Genomic DNA, 22,850 nt, shown 5'->3' on the forward strand with positions numbered 1-22,850 from the left:
TTCAGGACCTGCCATCAGCGGCCTGGCGGCGGGCCATCGAGCGTTGCGCGATGCCGCTGACCAGATAGGCCGATGTACCCAGCGCCGTGATCCAGAAACTTGTCGGCCAGTCGGTCAGGTAGGCAAGCGACAGGCTGATCCAGGCTATGGTGACGGCCAGTACCATCGAGACCGCCAAGCCTGCGAGTACCCCTTGCGTCAGTCGAAGCGCGGTCGCCGCGGGAGCCACCATCAACGCGAAGACAAGCAGCACGCCGACGATTTGTACAGCTTCCGAAGTGGTGAAGGCGACGAGCACCATGAAAAGGGTCGAGACGAGGTTGATGGGCACGCCCCTTGCCTCGGCGAGTTCCGGCTGCAGGCTGGCGAACAGCAGCGGCCGGGCGATCAGCACCAAAGCGACCAGGATCGCTACCGCCAGCACCGCGAGCACGATGACGGTCCGCAGGTTGATGCCCAGCACATTGCCGAACAGCACATTGGTCGCCTGCGAGGCGAAGGCGGTGTAGAAATGCAGGAACAGAAGGCCGAGGCCGAGCGACAGCGTCAGCACGATGCCGATGGCGACGTCGCGATGCGCGCGCTCGCCAAGCAGCCCTATGCCGATGCCGGCGATGACGGTGAACACGGTCAGGCCGAAGAACGGCGACAGGCCGACCAGGCCGGCGCCGGTGGCGCCGGGGAAGCCGACATGGGCGAGCGCATGGCCGGCGAAGGTCTGGCCCCTGAGCACCAGGAAATAGCCGACCGCGCCGGCGACGATGCCGACCACCGTGCAGGCATAGAAAGCGTTGCGCATGAATTCATAGTCAAAGATCGTGGACATGCGCCTCGCCTTCCAGTTCCACATCGTCGGCCATCACGAAGATGCGCCCGGCGACCCGCACGACATTGATCGACGTGCCGTAGAGTTCCGACAGCACCGGCCCGTTGATGACCTCGTCGACACTGCCGATCGCGGCCTTGCCGTTGCCGAGATAGAGCACGCGATCAACGGCGCGCAGCAGCGGGTTGATCTCGTGCGAGCAGAACAGCACCGCGATGCCGAGCCGCTCGCCGATCTCATGCACGAGGTCGATGATCGTCCGCTGGTGCGCCGCGTCGAGGCTGATCAGCGGCTCGTCGAGCAGCAGGAGCTTGGGGTCACCGATCAGCGCCTGGGCGATCAGGATGCGCTGGCGCTCGCCGCCGGAAAGCTCGGTCAACGGACGCCGGGCGAGGTCGCTCGCTCCGACGGCTTCGAGCGCTTTCCAGGCGGCTTCCTTCTCGGTGGCGGAAGCAACCGGCCAACCCCAGCGGTGGCCGCCGGCAGCGATGAGGACGAAATCCAGGCCGCTGATCCCCGTCTGGGCCAGGGCACGCCGCGCCTGCGGCATGTAGCCGATATCAGCGTTGCCGCGCGTCGGCGGTTTGTCGAGCACCGAAATGGCGCCGCCGGCCGGCTTGATGAGGCCGAGGATGGCGCGCAGCATCGTCGTCTTGCCGGCGCCATTGGCGCCGAGCAAGCCGACAAAGGCGCCTTGCGGAATCGAAAAGGAGACGTCGGACAGAACCCGGCGTCCCCCATAGGTCAACGTGACCTTGGCGAACTCAATTGCATTCATCGGTCACGTTTATTGTGTGCGGGCTGCGAGCGCCTTCTGGACAGCGTCGATCTGGCCGCTGAACCAGCTCTGGATCGTCTTGCCGGCGGGCTCCGTCTCGGTGACGCCGATGACGGTGACCTTGTTCTGCTTGGCGAGGTCGAGAAGCCGGGTCGTCGCCGGATCGGTCACCTGCGAATTGTAGAACAGGATCTTGGCCGAACCGTCCTTCAGGCTGTTTTCGAATGCCGCGACCTGTGTCGGGCTTGGCTCGGCGTCGTTCATCACCGTCACCTGGAAATCATAGTTCAGCATCTTGAGGCCAAGCGCCTCGGCCATGTAGCCGAACACAGGTTCGGTGGCGGTCACCTCGGTGCCGGCATAGGCTTTCTTGACGGCTGCGATTTCCTTGTTGATGCCGTCGAGCGAGGCCTGGAATTGCTTGAGGTTGGCCTCGTAGTGAGCCGCGTTGGCGGGATCGCGCTTCGACAGTTCGGCGGCGAGCGCCTTGGCGACCGCCGGCAGCGTCGCCGGGTCGTACCAGAGATGCGGGTTGTCGCCGGACTTCTTGCCGATCAGGTCGGCGGCAACGATGGTCGTGCGGTCCGGCTTGCTCGATGCGGCGAGCAACTTGTCCATCCACGGATCGTAGTCGGCGCCGTTGTAGATGATGACCTTGGCATCGGCGATGGTGCGCGCCGTCGACGGGCTGGTCTCGAACAGATGCGGATCGTCGTCGGGATTGGACAGGATGCTGGTAACGGCGACATGGCTGCCACCGATCTGATGGGCGAGATCGCCATAGAAATTCTCGGCGGCAACTATGTTCAGCTTGTCTTCTGCCCGGGCGACGGTGCCGGTCAGCAGCGGCACCGCAACCAGCAGCGCGGCCAGGAAGGGAAGGGAACGCATCCTTGGGTCTCCTTTAGAAAGTCAGGGCGGCCAAGATCCGCCGCCATGCGTGTCACGTGTGGCACAGCCTGTTACAGTATAACGTTTACGATGGCAATCCGAGACGATCAATGGAACTTTCCAATACGGCCACGTTTGGCGCACACAAATCCGTGACCTCGGTCAGCATGGCACCATTCCGAATTGGTCAAAGCGATTGATGTTTCCGCCGATCGCCGAAGCATGCGGTCCGTCAGCACGGACGCATCCGACCCTTCAATTCCTTATCCGTGCGTCGATGATCTCGACGAAGCGGGCGAAGAGGCCGGCCTGCGACTTGATCTTGAGCTTGCGGTAAATGTTGCGTCGATGGACCTTTACGGTTCCCGGCACGATGCGCATCGCCCTGGCGATCGATTCGGTCGAATGGCCCTGCAGCACCAGATCGACGACGTGTTTTTCGCGCGGCGTCAGCGATAGGCTTTTCCAGATATGGGCGCGGTCGAACTCGTTGGCCGCGGCTATTTCCTCGTCCTGCTTCGCCTCGGCCGGTTCGTCGGCGGGGAGGGCAGGCCAGCGCAATCGGATGAAGCTGATCACCGCCGGCGCCATGTCGCGCAGCAGCCTGGCATCGGCGGTGCCGAACGGGCCGGAAGCGCTGAGCCGCATCAGCGACAGCACCAGCGCGTCCTTGCCCGGCAACGGCACGAAGAAGCCGATTTCCTCGGCCAGCCTCGTCTGGCTGTAGTAGGAGCGAAAATATTCGCTGGCGTAGAAACGATCTGGCGCGAGTTCCCGCATCCGCCAGAACCCCTCCTTGCGCTCGACCGCCGCGTGATGGAACGGGTCGAGCAGATACGGCCCTTCCTGGTAGAGCGCGACGAAGACGTGGCTTTCGGCCGGTGAGAACGTCTCGAACAGCAGTGGCGGTCTGGAGGCGCCGCGATAGCCGAAGATCACGCAGTGGTCGAAGCCGACATGCTGCCGTAGCCAATCGACCATCGCTTGGCCGAACAGGTCGCCGCTCGTTTCCCGCGTCGCCGCGACAAGGGCGGCGAGCCGGCTGTATTCGTCGCTGCGGGATGCGCTCAACTCATACCCCCTAAAACGAGAAAATAGATCAGATATACCACCTGGGAGGTATATACTAGCTGCCATTGGCTCTGGTAGCGTCTCGAAATCGCATCGTCCTGTCGCTGGAGCCCGCAGCCTTGACCGCAGTGCCCGACATCGAATTTCGCGGCGTCACCAAGCGCTATGGCGCGGTGACGGCGGTCAGCGGCATCGACCTGGCCGTGCCGCCTTCCGCCTTCGTTGCCCTGCTCGGACCGTCCGGCTGCGGCAAGACGACCTGCCTGCGCATGATCGGTGGCTTCGAGCAGCCGAGCGAAGGCCAGATGTTCATCCGCGGCCAGGACATGGCCGGCACGCCGCCCTACCGGCGACCGGTCAACATGGTGTTCCAGCAATACGCGCTGTTCCCACATCTCGACGTGGAAGCCAATGTTTCCTACGGGCTGCGCCAGCAAAGGCCACGGCTGCCGCCGCGCGAGATCGGCCGACGGGCCGGCGAAGCGCTCGAAATGGTGCGGCTCGCCGGCTATGGCGGCCGCAAGATCCACGAATTGTCGGGCGGCCAACAGCAGCGTGTGGCGCTGGCGCGGGCGCTGGTCAACAAGCCGGCGGTGCTGTTGCTCGACGAGCCACTGGCGGCGCTCGACAAGAAGCTGCGCACCGACATGCAGATCGAGCTGCAGAACCTGCAGCGCGAGATCGGCATCACCTTCGTGCTGGTCACCCACGACCAAGAAGAAGCACTGTCGATGAGCGATTTCGTCTGCGTCATGAATGGCGGCCGCATCGTCCAGCTGGGGCAGCCGAGCGAGATCTATGACGAGCCGGCCGATCTGTTCGTGGCCGATTTCGTCGGCAAGACCAATCTACTTGCCGGCAAGGTCGAGGGGCATAGGGGCGAGCTGGTGGACGTCGCGCTGGCGGACGGCACCGTCATTGCGGCGCGCAAACGCACCGCCCTGCAACAAGGCGAGGCCGTCTCGGTCAGCCTGCGTCCTGAATCACTCAGCCTTGGCGGTCCGACAAGCGGCCCGCTCAAGGGTGTCGTCCGCAACCGGATTTTCCTGGGTTCGACGGCGGAATACGCGATCGAGGTCCAGGGAATCGGAACATTGCTCGCCAAGGCCGACCACCTGATCGGCCAAGGCAATCTCTTCAAGCCGGGTGAACCCGTCGCCATCGGCTATGCCTCCGGAACGCCGCTGGCGTTTCCGGAAACCAAGAACAACGGGACCAACCAGAGGGTAAACAAACATGTCGAAATCATATCGTGACGGACTGCCGATAAGCCCTGAGAATTTCGTCGACCAGCTGATGCGCTTGAAGCGCGGCTCGATCGGCCGTCGCGACTTCCTCGGCCTCACCGGCCTCGGTATCGCGACGGCGGTGATGGCGCGCGAGATCGGCATCATGCCGACGCCGGCCTTTGCCGCCGAGAGCCTTGGCGATCGCATGTCGATCGCCACCTGGCCGAACTATCACGACCCGCAGACCTTCGAGAACTTCAAGAAGGACACCGGCGTCGCCGTCGAGGTCAACGTGTTCGGCTCCAACGAGGAGATGCTGGCCAAGCTGCAGGCCGGCGCCTCGGGCTGGAGCCTGTTCGTGCCGACCAATTATACGATCTCGACCTACAAGAAGCTCGGCATCATCGAGCCGCTGGAGATGGCGAAGCTGCCGAATTTCGACGGCACCCAGGAAGATCCGCGCTTCACGTCGGAGGGCACGATCGACAAGGTGATCTATGCCGTCCCGAAGAACTGGGGCACGACAGGCTTCGCGGTGAACACCAAGAAGCTCAGCAAGCCGATGACGAGCTGGAAGGATTTCTGGGATACCGCCATGGCCGAGGGCGATGGCCGCACCATGGTGCATGATTACCAGCTGACCACTATCGGCAACGCGCTGAAATATTACGGCTATTCGTTCAATTCGCTGAAGCCCGACGAGCTCGCCAAGGCGGAGGAATTGCTGCTGAAGGTCAAGCCGCATCTGTTCGCCGTCTCGTCCGACTATCAGCCGGGCATGCGTGCGGGCGACGCCTGGATGACGATGTGCTGGACCAATGACGGTGCGCAGCTCCATCGCGACGTTCCCGAGATCGCCTATGTGCTGGGCAAGGAAGGCGGCGAGATCTGGACCGATTTCTATGCCATCCCGAAGGACGCGCCGAACAAGCCCGCCGGTTATGCCTTGCTCAACTATCTGATGAACCCGCAGGTCGCGGTGAAGGAGCACCTGGCCAATGGCGCGCCTTCCACCGATGCGCGCGTCAACAAGCTGCTGCCGAAGGAAGTGCTCGACAACCCGATCCTCTATCCGGCGGCGGATCTGTTGACGCCGCTCGAATTCGGCGCGGCGGCGACGCTGACCGATCCCGGCCGCGCCGAACTGATGGCGCGCTTCAAGTCGGCTTGAGACTGGCCTGATACAGACAATCGACCGGCGGGCCCATGTCCGCCGGTACCGGAACGCTTTCAATGCACGGCAACAGATTTCGGCATAATTTCCTGACCGCCTTGCTGCTCGCTCCGGCGACAGTATGGCTGGTGGTGTTCCTGGTGCTGCCGTTCATCGCCATTGCCGTGTTCAGCGTTGGCGAGCGGGCGCCCGAGGGCGGCTATCAGGCGGCCTTCACGCTGACGCAATACGCCAACCTTCCGGCGCGGGCGACCGCGTTCTGGAACACGATGGTGCTGGCGCCAGTGGGCGCGCTTGCCTGCCTGCTCGTTGCCTATCCGGTCGCCTATTACCTTGCCTTGCGTGCGCCGCAGCGCTGGCGGCTGATCCTGCTCGCGCTGGTCGTCATTCCGTTCTGGACGAGCCTTTTGATGCGGACCTATGCCTGGATGTACATTCTGGGCGGTCGCGGCATACCGGCGCTGCTCGCTCTTGTCGGCATCGAGGATGTCAGGCTGATCAACACGCCGGGCGCCGTGCTGCTCGGCATCGTCTACGGCTATTTGCCGCTGATGATCCTGCCGATCTATGTCAGCCTCGAGCGGCTCGACCGAAGGCTGCTGGAAGCCTCCGCCGATCTCGGTGCGACTCCATTGTCAACCTTTCTGGGCGTGACCCTGAAACTGTCGTTGCCGGGTGTGATGACCGGATTCTCGCTGGTCATGATCCTGCTGCTTGGCGAATACCTGATCCCGACGCTGCTTGGCGGCGGCAAGGTGTTCTTCATCGGCAACGCGCTGGTGGATCTGTTCCTGCAGTCGCGCAACTGGCCGTTCGGCTCGGCCATCGCAATCACGCTGGTGCTGGTTTCGGTGGCGGTGCTGATTGTCGCCAACCGCATTTCGAACCGGGTTGCGGGCGCCCGCCGGGTGGACCTCATCTGATGCGCGCCTTCGTCATCACCGTCTTCGCCTTCCTCTATCTGCCGATCGTGCTGGTCGTGCTGTTCTCTTTCAATGCCGGCCACCATGCCAGCGAGTTCACCGGCTTCTCGGTGCAATGGTACGGCAAGGCGCTGTCCAACCCATTCCTCGTCGAAGCGCTGAAGAACAGCCTGTTTATTGCCACTACCAGCGCCCTGCTGGCGGCAGTGTTCGGCACCGCGGCAGCCCTTGGCCTGACGCGTGTCGGCATCAGAACCCGCGCCGTCTTCGATGGGCTGCTGGGTGCTGCGATCGTCGTTCCCGGCGTTGTCATCGGCATCTCGACGCTGGTCGCGCTCGTCCAGCTGTTCGCCGTTGTCAATCCATTCCTTGCCTCGATCTGGCCCGGTGACCAGCCGCCGCGCCTGTCGCTCGGCTATGGCTCGATCATCGCCGCGCATGGCCTGTTCTCGATGGCGCTGGTGACGATGATCGTGGGCACGCGGCTGGGCAGCCTCGACCGCAATCTCGTCGAGGCTTCGAGCGACCTCTACGCCACGCCACTGACGACCTTTCGCTCGATTGTCCTGCCGCAGATCATGCCGGCGGTGGTCGCCGGCTTCCTGCTCGCCTTCACCTTCTCCTTCGACGACTTCATCGTCGCCTTCTTCGTCGCCGGCGCGCAGACGACTCTGCCGATCTATGTCTTTGCCTCCATCCGGCGCGGCGTGACACCGGAGATCAACGCCATCGCGACGATCGTGCTCGTTGCTTCCGTCCTGCTCGTGGTGCTTGCCCAATGGCAGCTGCGCCAGCGCAAACCATCAAACTGAAAGCCGCTCCATGATCCTCAAAGACCGCATCGCCGTGGTGACAGGCGCCGGGTCCGGCATCGGACGTGCCGGTGCCATGATCATGGGTCGGGAAGGCGCGATGGTCGTCATCGCCGACAGGGATGAGGCTAACGGCGAGGCAACTGCTTCAGACATCCGGGCATTGGGCGGCCTAGCCGAGGCCATCGCCACCGATGTGGGAGAGGACGCGGCTGTTGAGAAACTCATAATCGGCACGCTGGAAAAGCATGGGCGCATCGACATACTGCATAATCATGCCGGCATCCAAGTCGGCGGCACGCTGACCGAAGTCGAAACCGACGGCATGGATGCCTCCTGGCGAGTCAATGTGCGGGCGCAATTCCTGGCAGCGAGGATCGTCATGCCGTCGATGATCGCGCAAGGGGGCGGCGTCATCCTCAACACGGCTTCGAATTCGGGCGTCTTCTACGACCGCGAGATGATCGCCTATGCGACGTCCAAACATGCCGTGGTGGCGATGACCAGGCAGATGTCGCTCGACTATGCCCGGCACAATGTGCGCGTTAACGCGCTCTGCCCGGGTTGGGTCGACACGCCGTTCAACGAACCGTTCATCGCCCAGATGGGCGGACGCGAGGCGATCGAAAGCTATGTCCGCACCAAGATCCCGATGGGGCGCTGGGCCGTGGCTGAAGAGATCGCCGAGGCGATCTTGTTCCTGGTCTCGGACCGATCGTCCTTTATGACCGGCCAGGCGTTGGTGATCGACGGCGGTGAAAGCATCGGCTGAAACCTCCGCTTTTCCACCTTCCTATTCAGCCCCCTTTCTTGCTGCCGTTCGCGTGGCGCCGGCGGCACAGGACTATGGTCTGGCTGCCCTGGGACTTCAGTGCCATGGCACGTCAAAGGCAGTGAATTCCGTTGCTTTTCAGTGCCTTACAATTCCGGCGCAGCGCCCACTCTCGGATTGCGACCGAATTTGTCTAAAGTTTACCGGGTCTCATTAGCGATTTCTCATAGGGAGATGGTTCAGCGGTGGGCGAGAACGCGATTCCCAAGGGAGACTACCATGACAAACCGGAAAACCCTGTTCGCGGCGCTTGCCGCATTGGCGCTGCTGGCGTCTCCGGCGCTCGCCGGCAACGGGCACGGCAATGGCAACGGTAATAGCGGCGGCAATGGCAATGGTAATGGCAATGGCAATGGCAACGGTAACGGTAACGGTAACGGCAGGGCGGGCGGCAACGGCAACAGCGGTGCATCGCATGGCAAGTCGTCGTCGGCACCAGGACAGGTAGCCAAGGCGGACACGGTCACGACGGCCAGCACCACGGTCGATACGACGACGGAAGTCTCGTCGAAGCAGAAGAACGTCCACGCCAAACTCGGCCGGCTGAATTCGCTTCAGCGCAACATCAACGCCTACATGAACTCCAAGAGCAAGAAGTTCGCCGCCGTTCAGGCATTCGTGACACAGTCCGCAACGGCCAAAAATGCGCAGGCAGCTGCTGCCGCGGCCGCCGCCACTGCCGCCGCCGCCCAGGCCCAGCTGGATGCACTGCAGTCACAGCTGGATGCGCTGGCGTCGCTTTCGCAGGCCCAGATCGACGCCCTGCCACCCGAACAGCAGCCGGCGGCGCTGCAGGCTGACATCGCCGCCCAGCAGACAGTGGTCGACGCCGCCAATGCGGCAGCTAAGCAGGCGGCGGACGCTGCAGCCGCGGCAGCGGTCGGCACCGATGACGCATCGCTCCACGCGGCGCTGACGGACATGGCAAACAAGCCCGTCGACGCCGAGGTCACGGCCTGGGCCCAAGGGGTCCTTGCCGGCAAGATCGACCAGATGGCGGCCAAGATTCAAGCGGGAACGACGCCGTAGCGGATCGTGACTGAAAAGGCGGGAGCTGAAGCGATCGAGGCGTAAGTTGCGGCCTATTTGCGGCCGGCGGGATCCCCGAACGCGGGATCGCGTGGCCGCGAATAGGTGTCGATGCGCGGGCGGTCGTCGGAGAATTCCACCCAAGGCAATCTCATGCGCCAATAGGCATGCGCCTGCGGCCCGAACCTTTCCGGATGGTCGAAAAAGCCTATCGTGATGTAGAGTTCGTCGCTCAGACCTTCGTCGCGGTAGGCGATCGACGTGCCGCAGTCCGCGCAGAATGTGCGCACGATACCCTTGGTCTTTGAAAACTCCTTCGGCTGGCCGCGGGTCAACCGAACCTGATGCGGCCGGTAGCCGACCCATACGGTCATCGGGCTGCCGATTGCCCGGCGGCAATCGTCGTCATGATCAGTACATATCCAGAACGGCTCGCCTTGCATCTCGGCGGCAATAGCCCCGCAAAAACAGGCGCCCGTTTCAATCCTGCCATCCATCTCGTCGCTCCCAGTCCCAAGCCGCGTCGACAATTCAGTCGAAGCAACAATTCCGGCAAGGCCTGGGTTCCCGCGCGTCGCTCGGAAGCCGCTGTTCCGGTCACACGTGCTTGCGGCCGCCGGTCTCGTGGAACCAGCTATCGGGATAGGGATACCACCATTCCTGGATCGCGGGCTTGTGGTCGATGATCACCATCTTCGAATGGCGGAAGGCATCCAATCCCTGGCGGCCGAGTTCGCGGCCGATGCCCGATGCCTTCCAACCGCCGAAGGGCAGGGCGTCATTGTCGATCAGCGGGTTGTTGACCAGACCATGCCGGCCTCCAGCCGTTCGGCCGCCTCATGGGCTTCGGCCAGATCTGATGTGGACACCGAAGCGCCGAGCCCGAAAGGACTGTCGTTGGCGAGCCAGATCGCCGAAGGCTCCGCCAACCGCTTCGTCGCCGATGCGCTTGCCGATCATCTGAGGCGGCTTCCTGGCATCCATGCCGGTGTCAACGTCTTCCGGCTGAAGTAATCGCTGCGCGAGCACCTGTACATACTCGACCATCTCGAAAACCGGCAGTATGAGGTTGCTGCCGATCTGCTTCGCGTCCACCTGCGGCTCTCCCGCAGCCAGCGACCGCAGGCGGCCAGCCGCGGGGCGCCCGCGCTGTTCGGCATGATCAGCCGGCTGGAATGACGAGGATTGATTGACGCGTAGAGCGAGCCCGACGATCGCGCTGTTTCCCGAAGCCAGCTTCGGGGCGGCGTTGAATTGCGTCGGTATCGCGCAAGCCTTGCGTGCCCGTGATGCGCGTCCGGTGTTCATCTGCCATGCCGGCTTTTCCGGTGTCTTTGCCGATTGTGGTTTCCAGGAATACCAGCTGCCGAGCGACGAGCCGCTGAGCGACAGTGCACGCCAGAGCTACTGGCAGACGTTCGTGCGCCGGCACCTGCCGCATTTCAGGCTGAGCCCGATCGACCAGCTCGAATCCTATGTCGCGCCGACCTGGCAGGCGATCGTCGATACGGCGGTCTACGCCGAAGCGCCGCTGCGCCACGACAATGCGCAACGCGCCGGAGAGACCGGCGTCGGCGATCACATAGGCAGGGACGCCTGGACAGAAGGAGTATTGGAGAGAGCCATTCTCGGCCTGCTGGCCGACGATGCCATGCGCGCCCGCCCGAGGGACAATGCAGCCGAGATGGCGCTGAAACCCGGAACGGACGTGGCCGCGCAAGCCATTCCCTCCCTGATACGGACATGAACGAAATGCTTGATAAGAACGCGAACACCGCAATCAACGACCCCAAGGCCTGGCTCACGCAGCACGGCATCACCGAAGTCGAGTGCCTTGTGCCCGACATGAACGGCGTGCTGCGCGGCAAGGCGCTGCCGACGGCGAAGTTCCTCAAGGCGCTGGAAGACCGCGCGCTTTACTTGCCCAGCAGTGCGTTCCTGGTAAGCATCGATGGCCGCTATTCCGGCTCGATCGACGAGGGATTTGCCTATTCGGACCCGGACATGCGCATGGTGCCCGATGTCTCGACGCTGTGCCTGGCGCCCGGGGCGGCGGCTGGCAAGGCCTATGTCTTCGCCGACGCATTCCACATGGACGGCAGGCCGTGGATGGCCTCGCCGCGCCATGTGCTGCGCGCCGTGCTCGATCTCTACCGCCAGCGCGGCTGGCGCGCGGTGGTGGCGCCGGAACTCGAATTCTATCTCACCGCGCATAACCCGGATCCGGACAAGCCCTTGACCGCGCCGGTCGGCGCCAATGGCCGGGCCGAGGGCGTGCAGCATCCCTATGACATGGCCGCCCTCGAGGAGTTCGAGCCGGTGATCCGGCGCGTCTACGATTACGCCGCCGCCGCCGGCCTGCCGCTCGACACGCTGATCCATGAATCGGGCACGGCGCAGCTGGAGATCAACCTGCTGCATGGCGACGCGTTGCCGCTGGCCGACCAGGTGCTGTTGTTCAAGCGGTTGACGCGCCAGGCCGCACAGCAATGCGGGATGCATGCCACCTTCATGGCCAAGCCGATCGCGGCGCAGGCGGGCAGTTCGATGCACCTGCACATGTCCATCATCGACGAGGCGGGCAACGCGCTGTTTGCCGGCGCTGAGGATGCCGACACCGAGATGTTCGGACACTTCATCGGCGGCCTGCAGAAATATGTTCCCGAAATCATGCCGCTGTTTGCGCCCAACGTGAACTCGTTCCGCCGCATCCGGCCGAACCACAGCGCGCCGGCCAACATCGAGTGGTCGCATGACAACCGCTCCTGCGGCCTGCGTGTGCCGGCGGGAGGGAGGGCGGCGCGACGGGTCGAAAACCGGTTACCGGGCGCGGATTGCAACCCCTATCTGGCGATCGCCGGCTCGCTTCTCGCCGGCTATCTCGGCGTCGAGCAGAAGCTCGCACGCTCGGCCGAAGCCTCGGGCAATGCCTACAAGATCAGGAGCACGCTGCCGAAGACCATGGAGGAGGCGCTGGATCGTTTCGAGGCTTGTGATCCGGTGCGGAAACTGCTCGGCGAGGATTTCTTCCAGACCTATCTGCGCGTCAAGAGCGTCGAGCTCGACCTGTTCCAGAGCGTGGTGACGAGCTGGGAACGCGACCATTTGCTGCTGAAGGTGTGATCATGGCATCTTCAACGGGTTTCAATTCCGGTCTCGATATCGGCAAATCCTACTATGTCGCCACCGCCAATCCGGCGCCGGACCATGCGGCGCTGGTCGGCGATGTCGAGACGGATCTGGTTGTCGTCGGCGGTGGCTGCACCGGCCTGTCGGCTGCCCTTCACGCTGCCGAGCGCGGCCTGAAAGTGGTGTTGCTGGAAGGCGGCAAGATTGGCTGGGGGGCGTCGGGCCGCAATGGCGGCCAGATGATCCCCGGCCTGCGCAAGGGGGCCAAGGGGCTGGTCAAGCTCTATGGGCCGGAACGGGCGAAAATGCTGTTCGACCTCGCCTTCGAGGCGCGCGGGCTGGTGCTCGACATCATCGAGCGCCATGCCATCGATTGCGACCTCAGGCTGACCGGCCATCTGGTCGGGGCGGTCAACGGCTCTGACCTCAGGGATCTGGAAGAGGAGGCCAAGTGCCTTGAAAGCGTGATGAAATTCCGCGACGTCGAGATATTGTCGGCGGCGGACGCCCGGGCCAAGGTCGACACGCCCTATCACGGCGCGATGTACGAGCCGCTTGGCGGTCACATGCATCCCTTGAACTACACGCTCGGCCTTGCCCGCGCGGCAGTGGCTGCCGGCGTCACTATCCACGAGAATTCGGTGGCCACGCGGCTGGAGCGCGAGCCTTCGATCCGCATCTCAACGGCAAAGGGATCGGTACGGGCCAGACATATCGTGCTGGCGGGCGATGCGCTGCTCAATGGGCTGGAGCCGCGCGTCAACAGCCGCATCATGCCTGTCGGCAACTACATCGTCGCCACCGAGCCGCTGGAGGGCAAACGCAACGTTATCCCGGCCAATGTCGCGGTGTCCGACACACGTTTCGTCGTCAATTACTACCGCATGTCGGCGGATGGACGCCTGCTGTTTGGCGGCGGCGAGCGCTACACCCCGTCGCCGCCGGCCGACATCGCCGGCTTCGTGCGGCCCCACATGGAAGCCACCTTCCCGCAGCTCAAGGGCTGCCGCATCGATCATGCCTGGGGCGGGCTGGTGTCGGTGACGACGTCGCGGCTGCCGCATGTCGGACACTATGGCGAGGTTTATTTCGCACATGGCTATTCCGGCAAGGGTGTCATCCTGTCGACGCTGTCGGGCAAGCTCTTGGCCGAGGCGATCACCGGCAATGCCTCCCGGCTCGATTTGTTCTCGACGCTGACGCCCATGCCGTTCCCGGGCGGCACGGCGCTGCGCGGTCCGCTCTATGTGCTCGGCATGCTGTGGTATGCGATGCGGGACAGGATCAAGCACTGAGGGGGTTGCGTTAGTTTCGCGTCGTGAAACCTTTAGACGACAAAGAAATCCTCGATGCGCTGCCTCGCGACAAGCAGCGCCGGCAGGAATTCCTGCTCCATCTCCGCGACGGAAAACCGCGCCGACTGGGTCGAGACGTTGATCGCGGCGATCGTGCGTCCGGCGCGGTCGTGGATCGGCACGGCGATCGAGCGCAGGCCGAGTTCCAGCTCTTCGTCGACGATGGCAAAGCCGTCCGCCCTGGCTTTGGCAATGGCCTTCGCCAGCAGCGGCCTTTCAACAATCGTCTTCGGCGTCCGTCGCTCGATTGTCGCCTGGCGGAGAAATGCGTCGAGTTCCCCTGATGTCAGCCCGGCGAGCAGCATCCGCCCCATCGAGGTGCAATAGGCCGGCAGCCTGGTGCCGACATCGAGCGATACGCTGAGGATGCGGCGGCCGGGGATGCGGGCGACATAGACGACATCCTCGCCTGACAGGATCGCCGCCGAGCAGGCCTCGTTCAGCCGCGCCGCCACCGCGCGCATGATGGGGGCGGCGAAGCTCCACAGCGAGGCGCCGCCGAGCCATGTGCGGGCAACGGTCAGCAGGCGCGGCGACAGCGAGAACACACGGCCGTCCTGGGTGGCATAGCCGGTGGCGACCAGCGTCAGCAGGAAACGGCGGGCGCCGGCGCGGGTCAGGCCGGCTTCCTCGGCCATTTCGGTCAGCGTCATGCCGGAGGGGTGGCGGGCGAGGATTTCCATGACGCCAAGGCCGCGCTCAAGCGAGCCGACGTGATCACGGGAAGCAGCCGCTTCGTCCATCTGACCTCCATACCAAAGGCTGCCGTCGCCCGGATTGACTCCGGGCTCCCGTCAGCATAGAAAGTATCACATATAATACATATGTTCGCAATACGAACTTTTTTTGCATTGGAGCCCTGGCGATGGTCAAGTTCCTGCCGCTCAAACAGGCGGTGGCCGAGAATTTGAACAGTGGCGATTCCGTTGCGTTCGAAGGTTTCACCCATCTGATCCCGACAGCCGCCGCGCATGAGGCGATCCGCCAGGGGTTTCGCGACCTGACGTTGATCCGCATGACGCCGGACCTGATCTACGACCAGATGATCGGCATGGGCATGGCGAAGAAGATCGTCTTCTCTTATGTCGGCAATCCCGGCGTCGGCCTGCTGCGACGCGCGCGCGACGCCATCGAGAACGGTTTTCCCCGATCGATCGAGGTCGAGGAACACAGCCACGCCGGCATGGCCAATGCCTATGAGGCGGGAGCTGCCGGTCTGCCCTGCGCGGTGTTTCGCGGCTATCGCGGCGCCGGGCTGGCTGATGTCAATTCCAACATAAAGTCGGTCACCTGTCCGTTCACCGGCGAGGTGCTGGCGGCGGTGCCGTCGATCCGGCCCGACGTCACCTTCATCCATGCGCAGAAGGCCGACAAAAAAGGCAATGTGCTGGTCGAGGGCATCATCGGCATCCAGAAGGAGGCTGTGCTGGCGGCCAAGCGCGCGGTGGTGACGGTGGAGGAAGTGGTCGACGATTTCGACGATCTCCACCCCAATCTGACCGTGCTGCCGCGCTGGACGATCGCGGCGATCTCGGTCGTGCCCGGCGGCTCGCACCCGTCTTATGCGCACGGCTATTATGCGCGCGACAATGCCGCCTATCTCGAATGGGACGAGATCGCTGCCGACCGTGGCAAGTTTCAGGCATGGATGCAGGCGAACGTCATCGAGAAGGACGCTGGAGATTTCGCGGCACGCGTCGAACATTTGAGGAAAGCGGCATGAGCGGGCTGGGTTTCACTCCCAACGAGATGATGACGATCGCCGCCAGCCGCGCGTTGAAAAACGACGATGTCTGCTTCGTCGGCATCGGTGCGCCCTCCGCCGCTTGCAACGTGGCGCGGCTGACGCATGCGCCGGATATCACCTTGATCTACGAAAGCGGCACCATCGGCACCGCGCCCGACGTGCTGCCGCTGTCGATCGGCGACGGCGAATTGTGCGAAACCGCCGTCACCACCGTGGCGGTGCCGGAAATGTTCCGCTACTGGCTGCAGGGCGGCCGCATTTCCATCGGTTTTCTCGGTGCGGCGCAGCTCGACAGGTTCGGCAACATCAACACCACCGTCATCGGCGACTATTTCCACCCCAAGACAAGGCTGCCCGGCGGCGGCGGCGCACCCGAGATCGCGACATCGTCGAAGGAGATCTATATCACCATGGCGCAGTCGAAGCGTGGCATGGTCGAAAAGATCGACTTCTTCACCTCCTTCGGCCACGGCGAAGGGGGGGATCATCGCAAGCGGCTTGGCATCGACACGGCCGGGCCGACGCTTCTGATCACCGACCTTGCCATCTGGAAACCGGACCTAGTGAGCAAGGAATTCACGGTCGTGTCGCTGCATCCGGGCGTGACACGCCAGCAGGTGCAGGAGACCTGTGGCTGGGTCGTCAGGTTCGCCGAGGCGCTTGACGAAACACCGGCGCCAAGCGAACTCGAACTGAAGACATTGCGCGACCTGCAGGCCCGCACCAGGGTGGCGCATGAGGGTACCGGAAAAGGGAAGGCTGCCTGACATGGCCGAGGTCTATATCTGCGACTACATCCGCACGCCGATCGGCCGCTTCGGCGGCTCGCTATCTTCGGTGCGTACCGACGACCTTGGCGCAATCCCGCTGAAGGCTTTGCTTGAGCGCAATCCCGGCATCGACTGGCAGGCGGTGGACGATGTCGTCTATGGCTGCGCCAACCAGGCCGGCGAGGACAACCGCAACGTGGCACGGATGGCGCTGCTCTTGGCCGGCCTGCCGAAGGAAATTCCGGGCTCGACCATCAACCGCCTGTGCGGGTCCGGCATGGATGCGCTGACCATCGCGGCGCGCGCCATCAAGGCCGGCGAGGCGGAGTTGATGATCGCAGGCGGCGTCGAATCGATGAGCCGCGCGCCCTTCGTCATGCCCAAGGCCGACACGGCGTTTTCGCGCAATGCCGAGATCCATGACACCACCATCGGCTGGCGCTTCGTCAACCCGCTGATGAAGAAGCAGTATGGCGTCGATTCGATGCCGGAGACGGGTGAGAACGTCGCCGAGGATTTTTCCGTGTCGCGCGCGGACCAGGATGCCTTCGCGGCGCGCAGCCAGGAAAAGGCGGTCGCGGCACAAGCCAATGGCCGGCTGGCGAAGGAGATCACTGCGGTGACGATCCCGCAGCGCAAGGGCGATGCGGTCGTCGTCAGCAAGGACGAGCACCCCCGCGCCGGCACAACCGTCGAGTCGCTGGCGAAACTGCCGACGCCGTTTCGGCAAGGCGGCACGGTGACGGCGGGCAATGCGTCCGGTGTCAATGACGGCGCGGCGGCGCTGATCGTCGCCTCGGAAGCGGCTGTCAGGAAATACGGGCTGACGCCGATCGCTCGAATCCTTGGTGGCGCCGCCGCCGGGGTCGCGCCGCGCATCATGGGTATCGGCCCGGCGCCGGCGACACAGAAGCTTTGCGCGCGGCTTGGCCTGACACCACAACAGTTCGATGTCATCGAACTCAACGAAGCCTTTGCCTCGCAAGGCATCGCCGTGCTGCGCCAACTCGGCATTGCCGAGGATGCCGAACACGTCAACCCGAATGGCGGCGCCATCGCGCTGGGCCATCCGCTTGGAATGTCGGGGGCTCGTATATCGGGGACGGCCGCGCTTGAGCTGCTCGAACGCGGCGGCCGCTATGCGCTGGCCACCATGTGCATCGGCGTCGGCCAGGGCATCGCCATCGCGCTGGAGCGGGCCTGATCGTCGGTTCTCGGCTCGAGAAGACCATGACTGGATTCGGCGGCTCCGCCAAATTTGACCATGTGGACAAAAGTCCGGCCCCGTTCCATAGTTCCCCGCGCATGACCCCGAAAATCGAAATCGATTTTCGGAAGAATCATGCGCAGAACTAAGAAGCTACAGCGTCCTTTGCGCGTCCGAGGGACGCGCGGCGCTGTAGGCTGATTTTTAGAACAGCCGGCTCGACACGGCTGTCGAACAGAGGGGACTGCAATGGAAAACCGGAAGAACAAATCTCAATCGGCACGCGACGGGCTGTCGCGGCGCAACGTGCTGGAACTGGGCGCGCTTGGCCTCGCGGCGGCGATGCTGCCAGGCGCTGCCTTCGCCAAGGACAAAAAGCTGAAGGTGGCGGCGATCTTCGCCACGCCGATCGAGGAGCCATGGGACAACCAGATCCATGTCGCCCTGCAGAAGGCCGAGAAGGAACTCGGCATCGAATACAAATGGTCTGAAAAGGTGCAGACTGCCGATTTCAGCCGCGTCATGCGCGAATACGCGCAAGGCGGTTACCAGCTGGTGCTCGGCGACGCCTTCGCCGCCGAACGGGAATCGCGCCGCACGGCCAAGCAGTTCCCCAAGACCGCCTGGCTGTTCGGCTCCGGCGCGGGGCCGGCCGAACCCAATTTCGGCGTCTTCGACAACTGGATCCACGAGCCCGCCTATCTCTCGGGCATGATCGCCGGCAAGATGTCGAAGTCGGGCACGGTCGGCGCCGTGGCTGCGATGGGCATTCCGGAAGTGAACCGGCTGGTCAACGCCTTCTTCGCCGGCGCCAAGGAAGTCAATCCGAACGTCAAGAAGAAGGTCGCCTTCATCGGTTCCTTCTTCGATCCGCCGAAAGCCAAGGAAGCCGCGGTCGCGCAGATCGATGCCGGCGTCGACGTCATCTATGCCGAGCGCTTCGGCGTCATCGAGGCGGCGGTGGAGAAGAAGATCCTCGCCATCTCCAACATGTCCGACCAGTCGAGCCTAGGCCCCGACACGGTCATCACCGGTCCGGTCTGGGACATGTACCCGACGGTCGAGCAGGCGATCAAGCTGGTCAAGGCCGGCGTCTACACGGCGCAGGATTACGGTGATTTCTCGCGCATGGCCAAGGGCGGCTCGTATCTGGCGCCCCTCCACAAGTTCGACAAGACGCTGCCCGCCGACGTCAAGGATCTGGTCGAGAAGAAGAAGGCCGAAATCCTGGAAGGCAATTTCCGCGTCGACGTCGATGAGAACACGCCGGTTTCGGATTGAGTGCTTTCCCTCCCCTCGAGGGGAGGGTGGCCGTAGGGCCGGGTGGGGCCGCGGTGGCGCGCTCCATCCTGCTCGGTCATAGGTAGAGGCGGTTGAGATGACCCCACCCGCCTCGCTCTGCTCGGTACCCTCCCCTCGAGGGGGAGGGGTATCCGTGCCAGTTCTCATCAGGAGCATCCTTGCCCGCCCCACTCATCGAAATGCGCGGCATCACCAAGAGCTTCGGCGCCGTCAAGGCGAACGAAGCCGTTGATCTCAGCGTGGCGCCGGGCGAAATCCTTGGGCTGCTGGGCGAAAACGGCGCCGGCAAGACGACGTTGATGAACGTGCTGTTCGGCGCCTATGCGCCGGATGCCGGCGAGATCCTGATCCAGGGCCAGCAGGTGCGGATCGCCAGTTCGGCCGACGCGCTGGCTGCCGGCATCGGCATGGTGCACCAGCATTTCCATCTGGCGCCACGGCTGACGGTACTGGAGAACCTGCTCATCGGCATTCCCGGCAAATCCGGGCGGATCGACCGCGCCGGCGGGTTGGCGAGGCTGGTCGAAATCGGCCGCCAGCACGGGCTGACGCTCGACCCGGATCTGCCGGTCTCGGCGCTGTCGGTCGGCGAGCAGCAACGGCTGGAAATCGTCAAGGCGCTGTTTCGCGGCGCCAAGCTTTTGATCCTCGACGAGCCGACAGCCGTGCTGGCGCCGAGCGAGGTCGACGGGCTGTTCTCGGCGTTGCGATCAATGGCGGCACAGGGCCTCGGCATCATCTTCATCTCGCACAAGCTCAATGAGGTGCGGGCGCTGACGCATCGCTGCACCGTGCTGCGGCATGGCCGCGTCGCCGGGCGGGTAGATGATCCCGCCAACACGACGTCGGCTGCGATGGCTGAATTGATGTGCGGCCACGAAATCGTGCCGCCGTCGCGCGGGCCATCGACACCGGGCCAGGCGGTACTGACCCTAGACGGCATCTCGACCGCGAAGCATGCGGGTACGGCGCTGCGCGACATATCCCTTGCCGTGCGCGCCGGCGAAATCCTCGGCGTTGCCGGCGTCTCCGGTAACGGCCAGCGGGCATTGGCGGAGGTCATCTCGGGCGTGCGCGCGCCCGATGCCGGCCGGATGACCATCGCCGGCCAGAACGTGTCGCGGTTCTCGCCGCGCGAGGTGCAGGCGCTAGGCCTCGGCCGCATCCCGGAAGATCGCATGACGACGGGGCTGGTCACCAATCTGCCGCTCGCCGATTCCATGGTGCTGCCGCGCATCGGCTCATCGACCTTCTCCGCCAAGGGGCTGCTCAAGCCCGATGCAATCCGCGCCTTCGCCGAAGAACAGATAAAGGCCTATGATATCAGATGTCCCGGGCCGATGACGCGGGCCGGCGCGCTGTCCGGCGGCAATCTGCAGAAGGCGCTGCTGGCGCGCGAACTTGCCTTCGACCCGAAGGTTCTGATCGTGTCGCAGCCGACGCGCGGCCTCGACATCGGTGCAGCCCGTTTCATCCATGAGAAATTCCTCGACATGCGCGCCAAGGGCTGCGGCATCGTCGTCATCGGCGAGGATCTGGAAGAACTGCTGGTGCTCTGCGACCGCATCGCGGTGATGTATGAGGGCCGCATCGCCGGCACGCTGGACAGCGCGAATGCGACCGTCGCGCGGCTTGGCCTGCTGATGACCGGTGCAGAGGGGAAGGCGTAGCATGGGCTTGCCTCGACGTTTCGCTTTTGAGGCTGGCGCCGCCAACGTCTGGCGGGCGGGGGACCACATTTGATGTTCCGCCTCGAAGTCCGCCCCTCGACGCCCGCCTGGTTCAACCTCGCGCTGCCGCTGCTGGCGATCGCCGCCACGCTCGTGCTATGCAGCGGCCTCATCGCGCTGGCCGGAGCCGGCGTGTTCGAATCCTACGGCGTGATGTTCACCGCTTCGCTCGGCGACAGCTATGCCATCACCGAAACGCTGGTGCGCGCCGCTCCGATGATCTTCACCGGTCTGGCGGTCGCTGTCGCCTTCCGCGCCAAATTCTGGAACATCGGCGCCGAGGGCCAACTGCTGGCCGGTGCGGTGGCCAGTTGCTTCGTCGGCGCCATCCCCATGCCGGGACCGCTGGCGATGCTGTCGATGGCGATCGCCGGAGCCGCGGCCGGGGCCGCCGTCGCACTGGTGCCAGCGACGTTGCGCGTAAAATTCAAGGTCGATGACGTGGTGAGTTCCTTGCTGCTCAACTCGGTCATCTACTACGCACTGATGGCGCTGATCGAAGGGCCGTGGAAGGACTCGTTCAGCGGTTACCCGATCTCGCCGCCGATCGAGGATTCGGCGAATTTCCCGGTGCTGATCGAAGGCACGCGACTGCATCTCGGCGTCATCGTGGCGCTGATCGCGGCACCCTTGATCTGGTTCCTGATCGTGCGCACGACGCTCGGCTTCAGGATCAGGGTCACCGGCGAAAACCCGGAAGCCGCCCGATATGGCGGCATCCACGTCGAGCGGGTGCTGATCTCGACGGCATTGCTGTCGGGCGCGCTGGCTGGCCTTGCCGGCGTCGGCGAGGTCGGCGGCGTGCATTTCCAGGTGATGAGCGACATCTCGCCGGGCTACGGCTATTCCGGCATCGTCGTCGCCATGCTGGCGCGGCTCAACCCGCTCGGCGTCGTGCCGGCGGCGGTCTTCCTCGCCGCAGTGATGACGGGCGCCGAGGCGATGTCGCGCGCGACCGGGGTGCCGGCCTTCCTCAGCGATGTCATCCAGGGCACCGCTTTGCTCGCCATGCTGGTGGCGCTGCTGTTCACCGCATATCGCATCCGCCGCGTCGGAGCCGTCCCATGAGTGCGGTGTTCGAACAGATTTTCCAGGTTGGCTTCCTCGCCGCCATCATCCGCATCGCCACACCGCTCGCCTTCGCCACGCTCGGCGAGATGTTCTCCGAACGGGCCGGCGTGCTCAATCTCGGCATCGAAGGCATCATGCTGCTTTGCGCCATGACCGGCTTCACCGCCGCCAGCTTCAGCGGCAGCCTGTGGCTGGGGGTGCTGGCAGCGGTGCTGACCGGCATGCTGATGGGCGCGTTGCATGCGCTGTTCACTGTGGCGCTCGGCCTCAGCCAGCATGTCTGCGGGATCGGCGTGACGCTGTTCTCGTCGGGGCTCGCCTATTTCCTCTACCGGCTGATCTTCGGCCAGCAATCGGTGCCGCCGAGCATCAAGGGTTTTCAGACGCTGCCGATCCCGGTTCTGTCGGACATTCCCGTGCTTGGCCCGGCCGTGTTCAACCAGTTCGCGCTGGTCTACATGGCGATCCTGGCCATTCCGCTCGCCGCCTTCGTGCTCTACCGCACACCGTGGGGCCTGTCGGTGCGCATGGTGGGCGAAAATCCGCGCGCCGCCGATTCGGCCGGCGTAAGCGTCATCGCCACGCGCTTCCAGGCGGTCATCCTCGGCGGTGCCCTGATGGGGCTCGCCGGCGCCTTCCTGTCGATGGCGCAGTTCAACGCCTTCACCTTCGGTGTCGTCTCCGGGCGCGGCTGGGTGGCGATCGCGCTGGTCGTGTTCGGCCGCTGGGATCCGTGGCGCTCGGCGGGGGCCGCGCTGCTGTTCGCTTTCGTCGATGCCTTGCAATTGCGCATGCAGGCGAGCGGTTTGGGACATATCCCCTATGAGGCGTTCCTGATGTTGCCGTTCATCTTTACGATCGTCGCCATGGCGGTCATGTCGCGCAACGCTGTGGCACCGTCGGCGCTGCTGAAGCCGTTTCGGCGGGAGGAGCGATAGGGCGGAGTCTCGCGCCTACAGCAATTTCCACCATTG

Annotated in this window: 22 protein-coding genes and 1 pseudogene; 16 read left to right on the forward strand and 7 right to left on the reverse strand. The window is 64.1% G+C overall.

The window, feature by feature from the left end; translation table 11 throughout:
- Position 1: 1 nt before the first annotated feature.
- The 4 genes from LB556_RS15610 to LB556_RS15625 all read right to left on the reverse strand — a co-directional run bounded on the left by LB556_RS15610 (position 2) and on the right by LB556_RS15625 (position 3,566).
- Positions 2-826 carry a metal ABC transporter permease gene (locus tag LB556_RS15610; protein ID WP_224568483.1) on the reverse strand — a complete coding sequence of 275 codons (825 nt, stop codon included), beginning with the start codon at positions 824-826 and terminating at the stop codon, positions 2-4.
- Positions 810-1,604, reverse strand: coding sequence for a metal ABC transporter ATP-binding protein (locus tag LB556_RS15615; RefSeq protein WP_224568484.1), 795 nt, complete (start codon positions 1,602-1,604; stop codon positions 810-812). The genes LB556_RS15610 and LB556_RS15615 overlap by 17 nt, the downstream gene beginning before the upstream one ends.
- A gap of 9 nt (positions 1,605-1,613) precedes the next feature.
- The gene (locus tag LB556_RS15620) at positions 1,614-2,495 is read right to left on the reverse strand and encodes a metal ABC transporter solute-binding protein, Zn/Mn family (protein ID WP_224568485.1); all 882 of its coding nucleotides are present in this window, start codon (positions 2,493-2,495) and stop codon (positions 1,614-1,616) included.
- A 255-nt stretch (positions 2,496-2,750) separates the two neighbouring features.
- A complete protein-coding gene (locus tag LB556_RS15625; protein WP_224568486.1) occupies positions 2,751-3,566 on the reverse strand; it encodes a response regulator transcription factor in 816 nt (271 codons plus the stop codon).
- Between the two features lie 119 nt (positions 3,567-3,685).
- Here LB556_RS15625 and LB556_RS15630 point away from each other — a divergent pair, with 119 nt between their 5' ends.
- The 6 genes from LB556_RS15630 to LB556_RS15655 all read left to right on the forward strand — a co-directional run bounded on the left by LB556_RS15630 (position 3,686) and on the right by LB556_RS15655 (position 9,565).
- Positions 3,686-4,822, forward strand: a complete 1,137-nt coding sequence (locus LB556_RS15630) for an ABC transporter ATP-binding protein (protein ID WP_224568487.1) — start codon at positions 3,686-3,688, stop codon at positions 4,820-4,822.
- Positions 4,803-5,966, forward strand: a complete 1,164-nt coding sequence (locus LB556_RS15635) for a PotD/PotF family extracellular solute-binding protein (RefSeq protein ID WP_224568489.1) — start codon at positions 4,803-4,805, stop codon at positions 5,964-5,966. The genes LB556_RS15630 and LB556_RS15635 overlap by 20 nt, the downstream gene beginning before the upstream one ends.
- A 62-nt stretch (positions 5,967-6,028) precedes the next feature.
- Positions 6,029-6,892 carry an ABC transporter permease gene (locus LB556_RS15640; RefSeq protein ID WP_224568491.1) on the forward strand — a complete coding sequence of 288 codons (864 nt, stop codon included), beginning with the start codon at positions 6,029-6,031 and terminating at the stop codon, positions 6,890-6,892.
- The gene (locus LB556_RS15645; RefSeq protein ID WP_224568493.1) at positions 6,892-7,704 is read left to right on the forward strand and encodes an ABC transporter permease; all 813 of its coding nucleotides are present in this window, start codon (positions 6,892-6,894) and stop codon (positions 7,702-7,704) included. The genes LB556_RS15640 and LB556_RS15645 overlap by 1 nt, the downstream gene beginning before the upstream one ends.
- A gap of 10 nt (positions 7,705-7,714) precedes the next feature.
- Positions 7,715-8,476: an SDR family NAD(P)-dependent oxidoreductase gene (locus tag LB556_RS15650; protein WP_224568495.1), complete on the forward strand. Its 762-nt coding sequence runs from the start codon at positions 7,715-7,717 to the stop codon at positions 8,474-8,476.
- A 279-nt stretch (positions 8,477-8,755) separates the two neighbouring features.
- On the forward strand, positions 8,756-9,565 hold the full coding sequence (locus LB556_RS15655; RefSeq protein WP_224568497.1) for a hypothetical protein: 810 nt from the start codon (positions 8,756-8,758) through the stop codon (positions 9,563-9,565).
- A gap of 53 nt (positions 9,566-9,618) precedes the next feature.
- On the opposite strand, the gene LB556_RS15660 is transcribed toward LB556_RS15655, so the two are convergent.
- Complete coding sequence (locus tag LB556_RS15660) at positions 9,619-10,062, reverse strand: GFA family protein (protein ID WP_224568499.1); 444 nt, start codon at positions 10,060-10,062, stop codon at positions 9,619-9,621.
- 100 nt (positions 10,063-10,162) lie between these two features.
- Positions 10,163-10,479, reverse strand: a pseudogene (locus LB556_RS15665) (aldehyde dehydrogenase family protein); the annotation flags it as partial.
- Between the two features lie 275 nt (positions 10,480-10,754).
- On the opposite strand from LB556_RS15665, the gene LB556_RS15670 reads away from it, so the two are divergent.
- Genes LB556_RS15670 through LB556_RS15680 form a run of 3 tightly spaced genes read left to right on the forward strand, consistent with a single transcriptional unit; the run spans position 10,755 to position 13,989 of the window.
- The gene (locus LB556_RS15670) at positions 10,755-11,312 is read left to right on the forward strand and encodes a hypothetical protein (RefSeq protein WP_224568501.1); all 558 of its coding nucleotides are present in this window, start codon (positions 10,755-10,757) and stop codon (positions 11,310-11,312) included.
- A 5-nt stretch (positions 11,313-11,317) separates the two neighbouring features.
- On the forward strand, positions 11,318-12,688 hold the full coding sequence (locus tag LB556_RS15675) for a glutamine synthetase family protein (RefSeq protein ID WP_318011290.1): 1,371 nt from the start codon (positions 11,318-11,320) through the stop codon (positions 12,686-12,688).
- A 2-nt stretch (positions 12,689-12,690) separates the two neighbouring features.
- Positions 12,691-13,989, forward strand: coding sequence for an NAD(P)/FAD-dependent oxidoreductase (locus tag LB556_RS15680; protein ID WP_224568505.1), 1,299 nt, complete (start codon positions 12,691-12,693; stop codon positions 13,987-13,989).
- A 32-nt stretch (positions 13,990-14,021) separates the two neighbouring features.
- Here LB556_RS15680 and LB556_RS15685 read toward each other — a convergent pair whose 3' ends face one another.
- A complete protein-coding gene (locus tag LB556_RS15685; protein WP_224568507.1) occupies positions 14,022-14,792 on the reverse strand; it encodes an IclR family transcriptional regulator C-terminal domain-containing protein in 771 nt (256 codons plus the stop codon).
- 122 nt (positions 14,793-14,914) lie between these two features.
- Here LB556_RS15685 and LB556_RS15690 point away from each other — a divergent pair, with 122 nt between their 5' ends.
- The 7 genes from LB556_RS15690 to LB556_RS15720 all read left to right on the forward strand — a co-directional run bounded on the left by LB556_RS15690 (position 14,915) and on the right by LB556_RS15720 (position 22,814).
- Positions 14,915-15,772 carry a CoA transferase subunit A gene (locus tag LB556_RS15690; protein ID WP_224568508.1) on the forward strand — a complete coding sequence of 286 codons (858 nt, stop codon included), beginning with the start codon at positions 14,915-14,917 and terminating at the stop codon, positions 15,770-15,772.
- Positions 15,769-16,563, forward strand: coding sequence for a CoA-transferase subunit beta (locus LB556_RS15695; protein WP_224568510.1), 795 nt, complete (start codon positions 15,769-15,771; stop codon positions 16,561-16,563). Before LB556_RS15690 ends, LB556_RS15695 begins: the two co-directional genes overlap by 4 nt.
- A 1-nt stretch (position 16,564) precedes the next feature.
- Positions 16,565-17,770 (forward strand): 3-oxoadipyl-CoA thiolase, encoded by a 1,206-nt coding sequence (gene pcaF, locus LB556_RS15700; RefSeq protein ID WP_224568713.1) that lies wholly within the window; start codon positions 16,565-16,567, stop codon positions 17,768-17,770.
- Positions 17,771-18,022: 252 nt separating this feature from the next.
- Positions 18,023-19,054 (forward strand): BMP family protein, encoded by a 1,032-nt coding sequence (locus tag LB556_RS15705; protein WP_224568513.1) that lies wholly within the window; start codon positions 18,023-18,025, stop codon positions 19,052-19,054.
- A gap of 179 nt (positions 19,055-19,233) precedes the next feature.
- The gene (locus tag LB556_RS15710) at positions 19,234-20,745 is read left to right on the forward strand and encodes an ABC transporter ATP-binding protein (RefSeq protein ID WP_224568515.1); all 1,512 of its coding nucleotides are present in this window, start codon (positions 19,234-19,236) and stop codon (positions 20,743-20,745) included.
- Positions 20,746-20,817: 72 nt separating this feature from the next.
- Positions 20,818-21,873: an ABC transporter permease gene (locus LB556_RS15715; RefSeq protein WP_224568516.1), complete on the forward strand. Its 1,056-nt coding sequence runs from the start codon at positions 20,818-20,820 to the stop codon at positions 21,871-21,873.
- Positions 21,870-22,814 (forward strand): ABC transporter permease, encoded by a 945-nt coding sequence (locus LB556_RS15720; RefSeq protein WP_224568517.1) that lies wholly within the window; start codon positions 21,870-21,872, stop codon positions 22,812-22,814. The genes LB556_RS15715 and LB556_RS15720 overlap by 4 nt, the downstream gene beginning before the upstream one ends.
- Positions 22,815-22,850 lie beyond the last annotated feature (36 nt).

Origin of the sequence: Mesorhizobium sp. ES1-4 (genome assembly GCF_020164745.1) — a bacterium.
GTDB lineage: Bacteria > Pseudomonadota > Alphaproteobacteria > Rhizobiales > Rhizobiaceae > Mesorhizobium.

Coding starts and splice junctions, on each gene's coding strand:
- LB556_RS15610 (WP_224568483.1), bottom strand. CDS start 826: ATGTCCACGATCTTTGACTATGAATTCATGCGCAACGCTTTCTATGCC.
- LB556_RS15615 (WP_224568484.1), bottom strand. CDS start 1,604: ATGAATGCAATTGAGTTCGCCAAGGTCACGTTGACCTATGGGGGACGC.
- LB556_RS15620 (WP_224568485.1), bottom strand. CDS start 2,495: ATGCGTTCCCTTCCCTTCCTGGCCGCGCTGCTGGTTGCGGTGCCGCTG.
- LB556_RS15635 (WP_224568489.1), top strand. CDS start 4,803: ATGTCGAAATCATATCGTGACGGACTGCCGATAAGCCCTGAGAATTTC.
- LB556_RS15640 (WP_224568491.1), top strand. CDS start 6,029: ATGCACGGCAACAGATTTCGGCATAATTTCCTGACCGCCTTGCTGCTC.
- LB556_RS15645 (WP_224568493.1), top strand. CDS start 6,892: ATGCGCGCCTTCGTCATCACCGTCTTCGCCTTCCTCTATCTGCCGATC.
- LB556_RS15650 (WP_224568495.1), top strand. CDS start 7,715: ATGATCCTCAAAGACCGCATCGCCGTGGTGACAGGCGCCGGGTCCGGC.
- LB556_RS15655 (WP_224568497.1), top strand. CDS start 8,756: ATGACAAACCGGAAAACCCTGTTCGCGGCGCTTGCCGCATTGGCGCTG.
- LB556_RS15660 (WP_224568499.1), bottom strand. CDS start 10,062: ATGGATGGCAGGATTGAAACGGGCGCCTGTTTTTGCGGGGCTATTGCC.
- LB556_RS15675 (WP_318011290.1), top strand. CDS start 11,318: ATGCTTGATAAGAACGCGAACACCGCAATCAACGACCCCAAGGCCTGG.
- LB556_RS15680 (WP_224568505.1), top strand. CDS start 12,691: ATGGCATCTTCAACGGGTTTCAATTCCGGTCTCGATATCGGCAAATCC.
- LB556_RS15685 (WP_224568507.1), bottom strand. CDS start 14,792: ATGGACGAAGCGGCTGCTTCCCGTGATCACGTCGGCTCGCTTGAGCGC.
- LB556_RS15690 (WP_224568508.1), top strand. CDS start 14,915: ATGGTCAAGTTCCTGCCGCTCAAACAGGCGGTGGCCGAGAATTTGAAC.
- LB556_RS15695 (WP_224568510.1), top strand. CDS start 15,769: ATGAGCGGGCTGGGTTTCACTCCCAACGAGATGATGACGATCGCCGCC.
- pcaF (WP_224568713.1), top strand. CDS start 16,565: ATGGCCGAGGTCTATATCTGCGACTACATCCGCACGCCGATCGGCCGC.
- LB556_RS15705 (WP_224568513.1), top strand. CDS start 18,023: ATGGAAAACCGGAAGAACAAATCTCAATCGGCACGCGACGGGCTGTCG.
- LB556_RS15715 (WP_224568516.1), top strand. CDS start 20,818: ATGTTCCGCCTCGAAGTCCGCCCCTCGACGCCCGCCTGGTTCAACCTC.
- LB556_RS15720 (WP_224568517.1), top strand. CDS start 21,870: ATGAGTGCGGTGTTCGAACAGATTTTCCAGGTTGGCTTCCTCGCCGCC.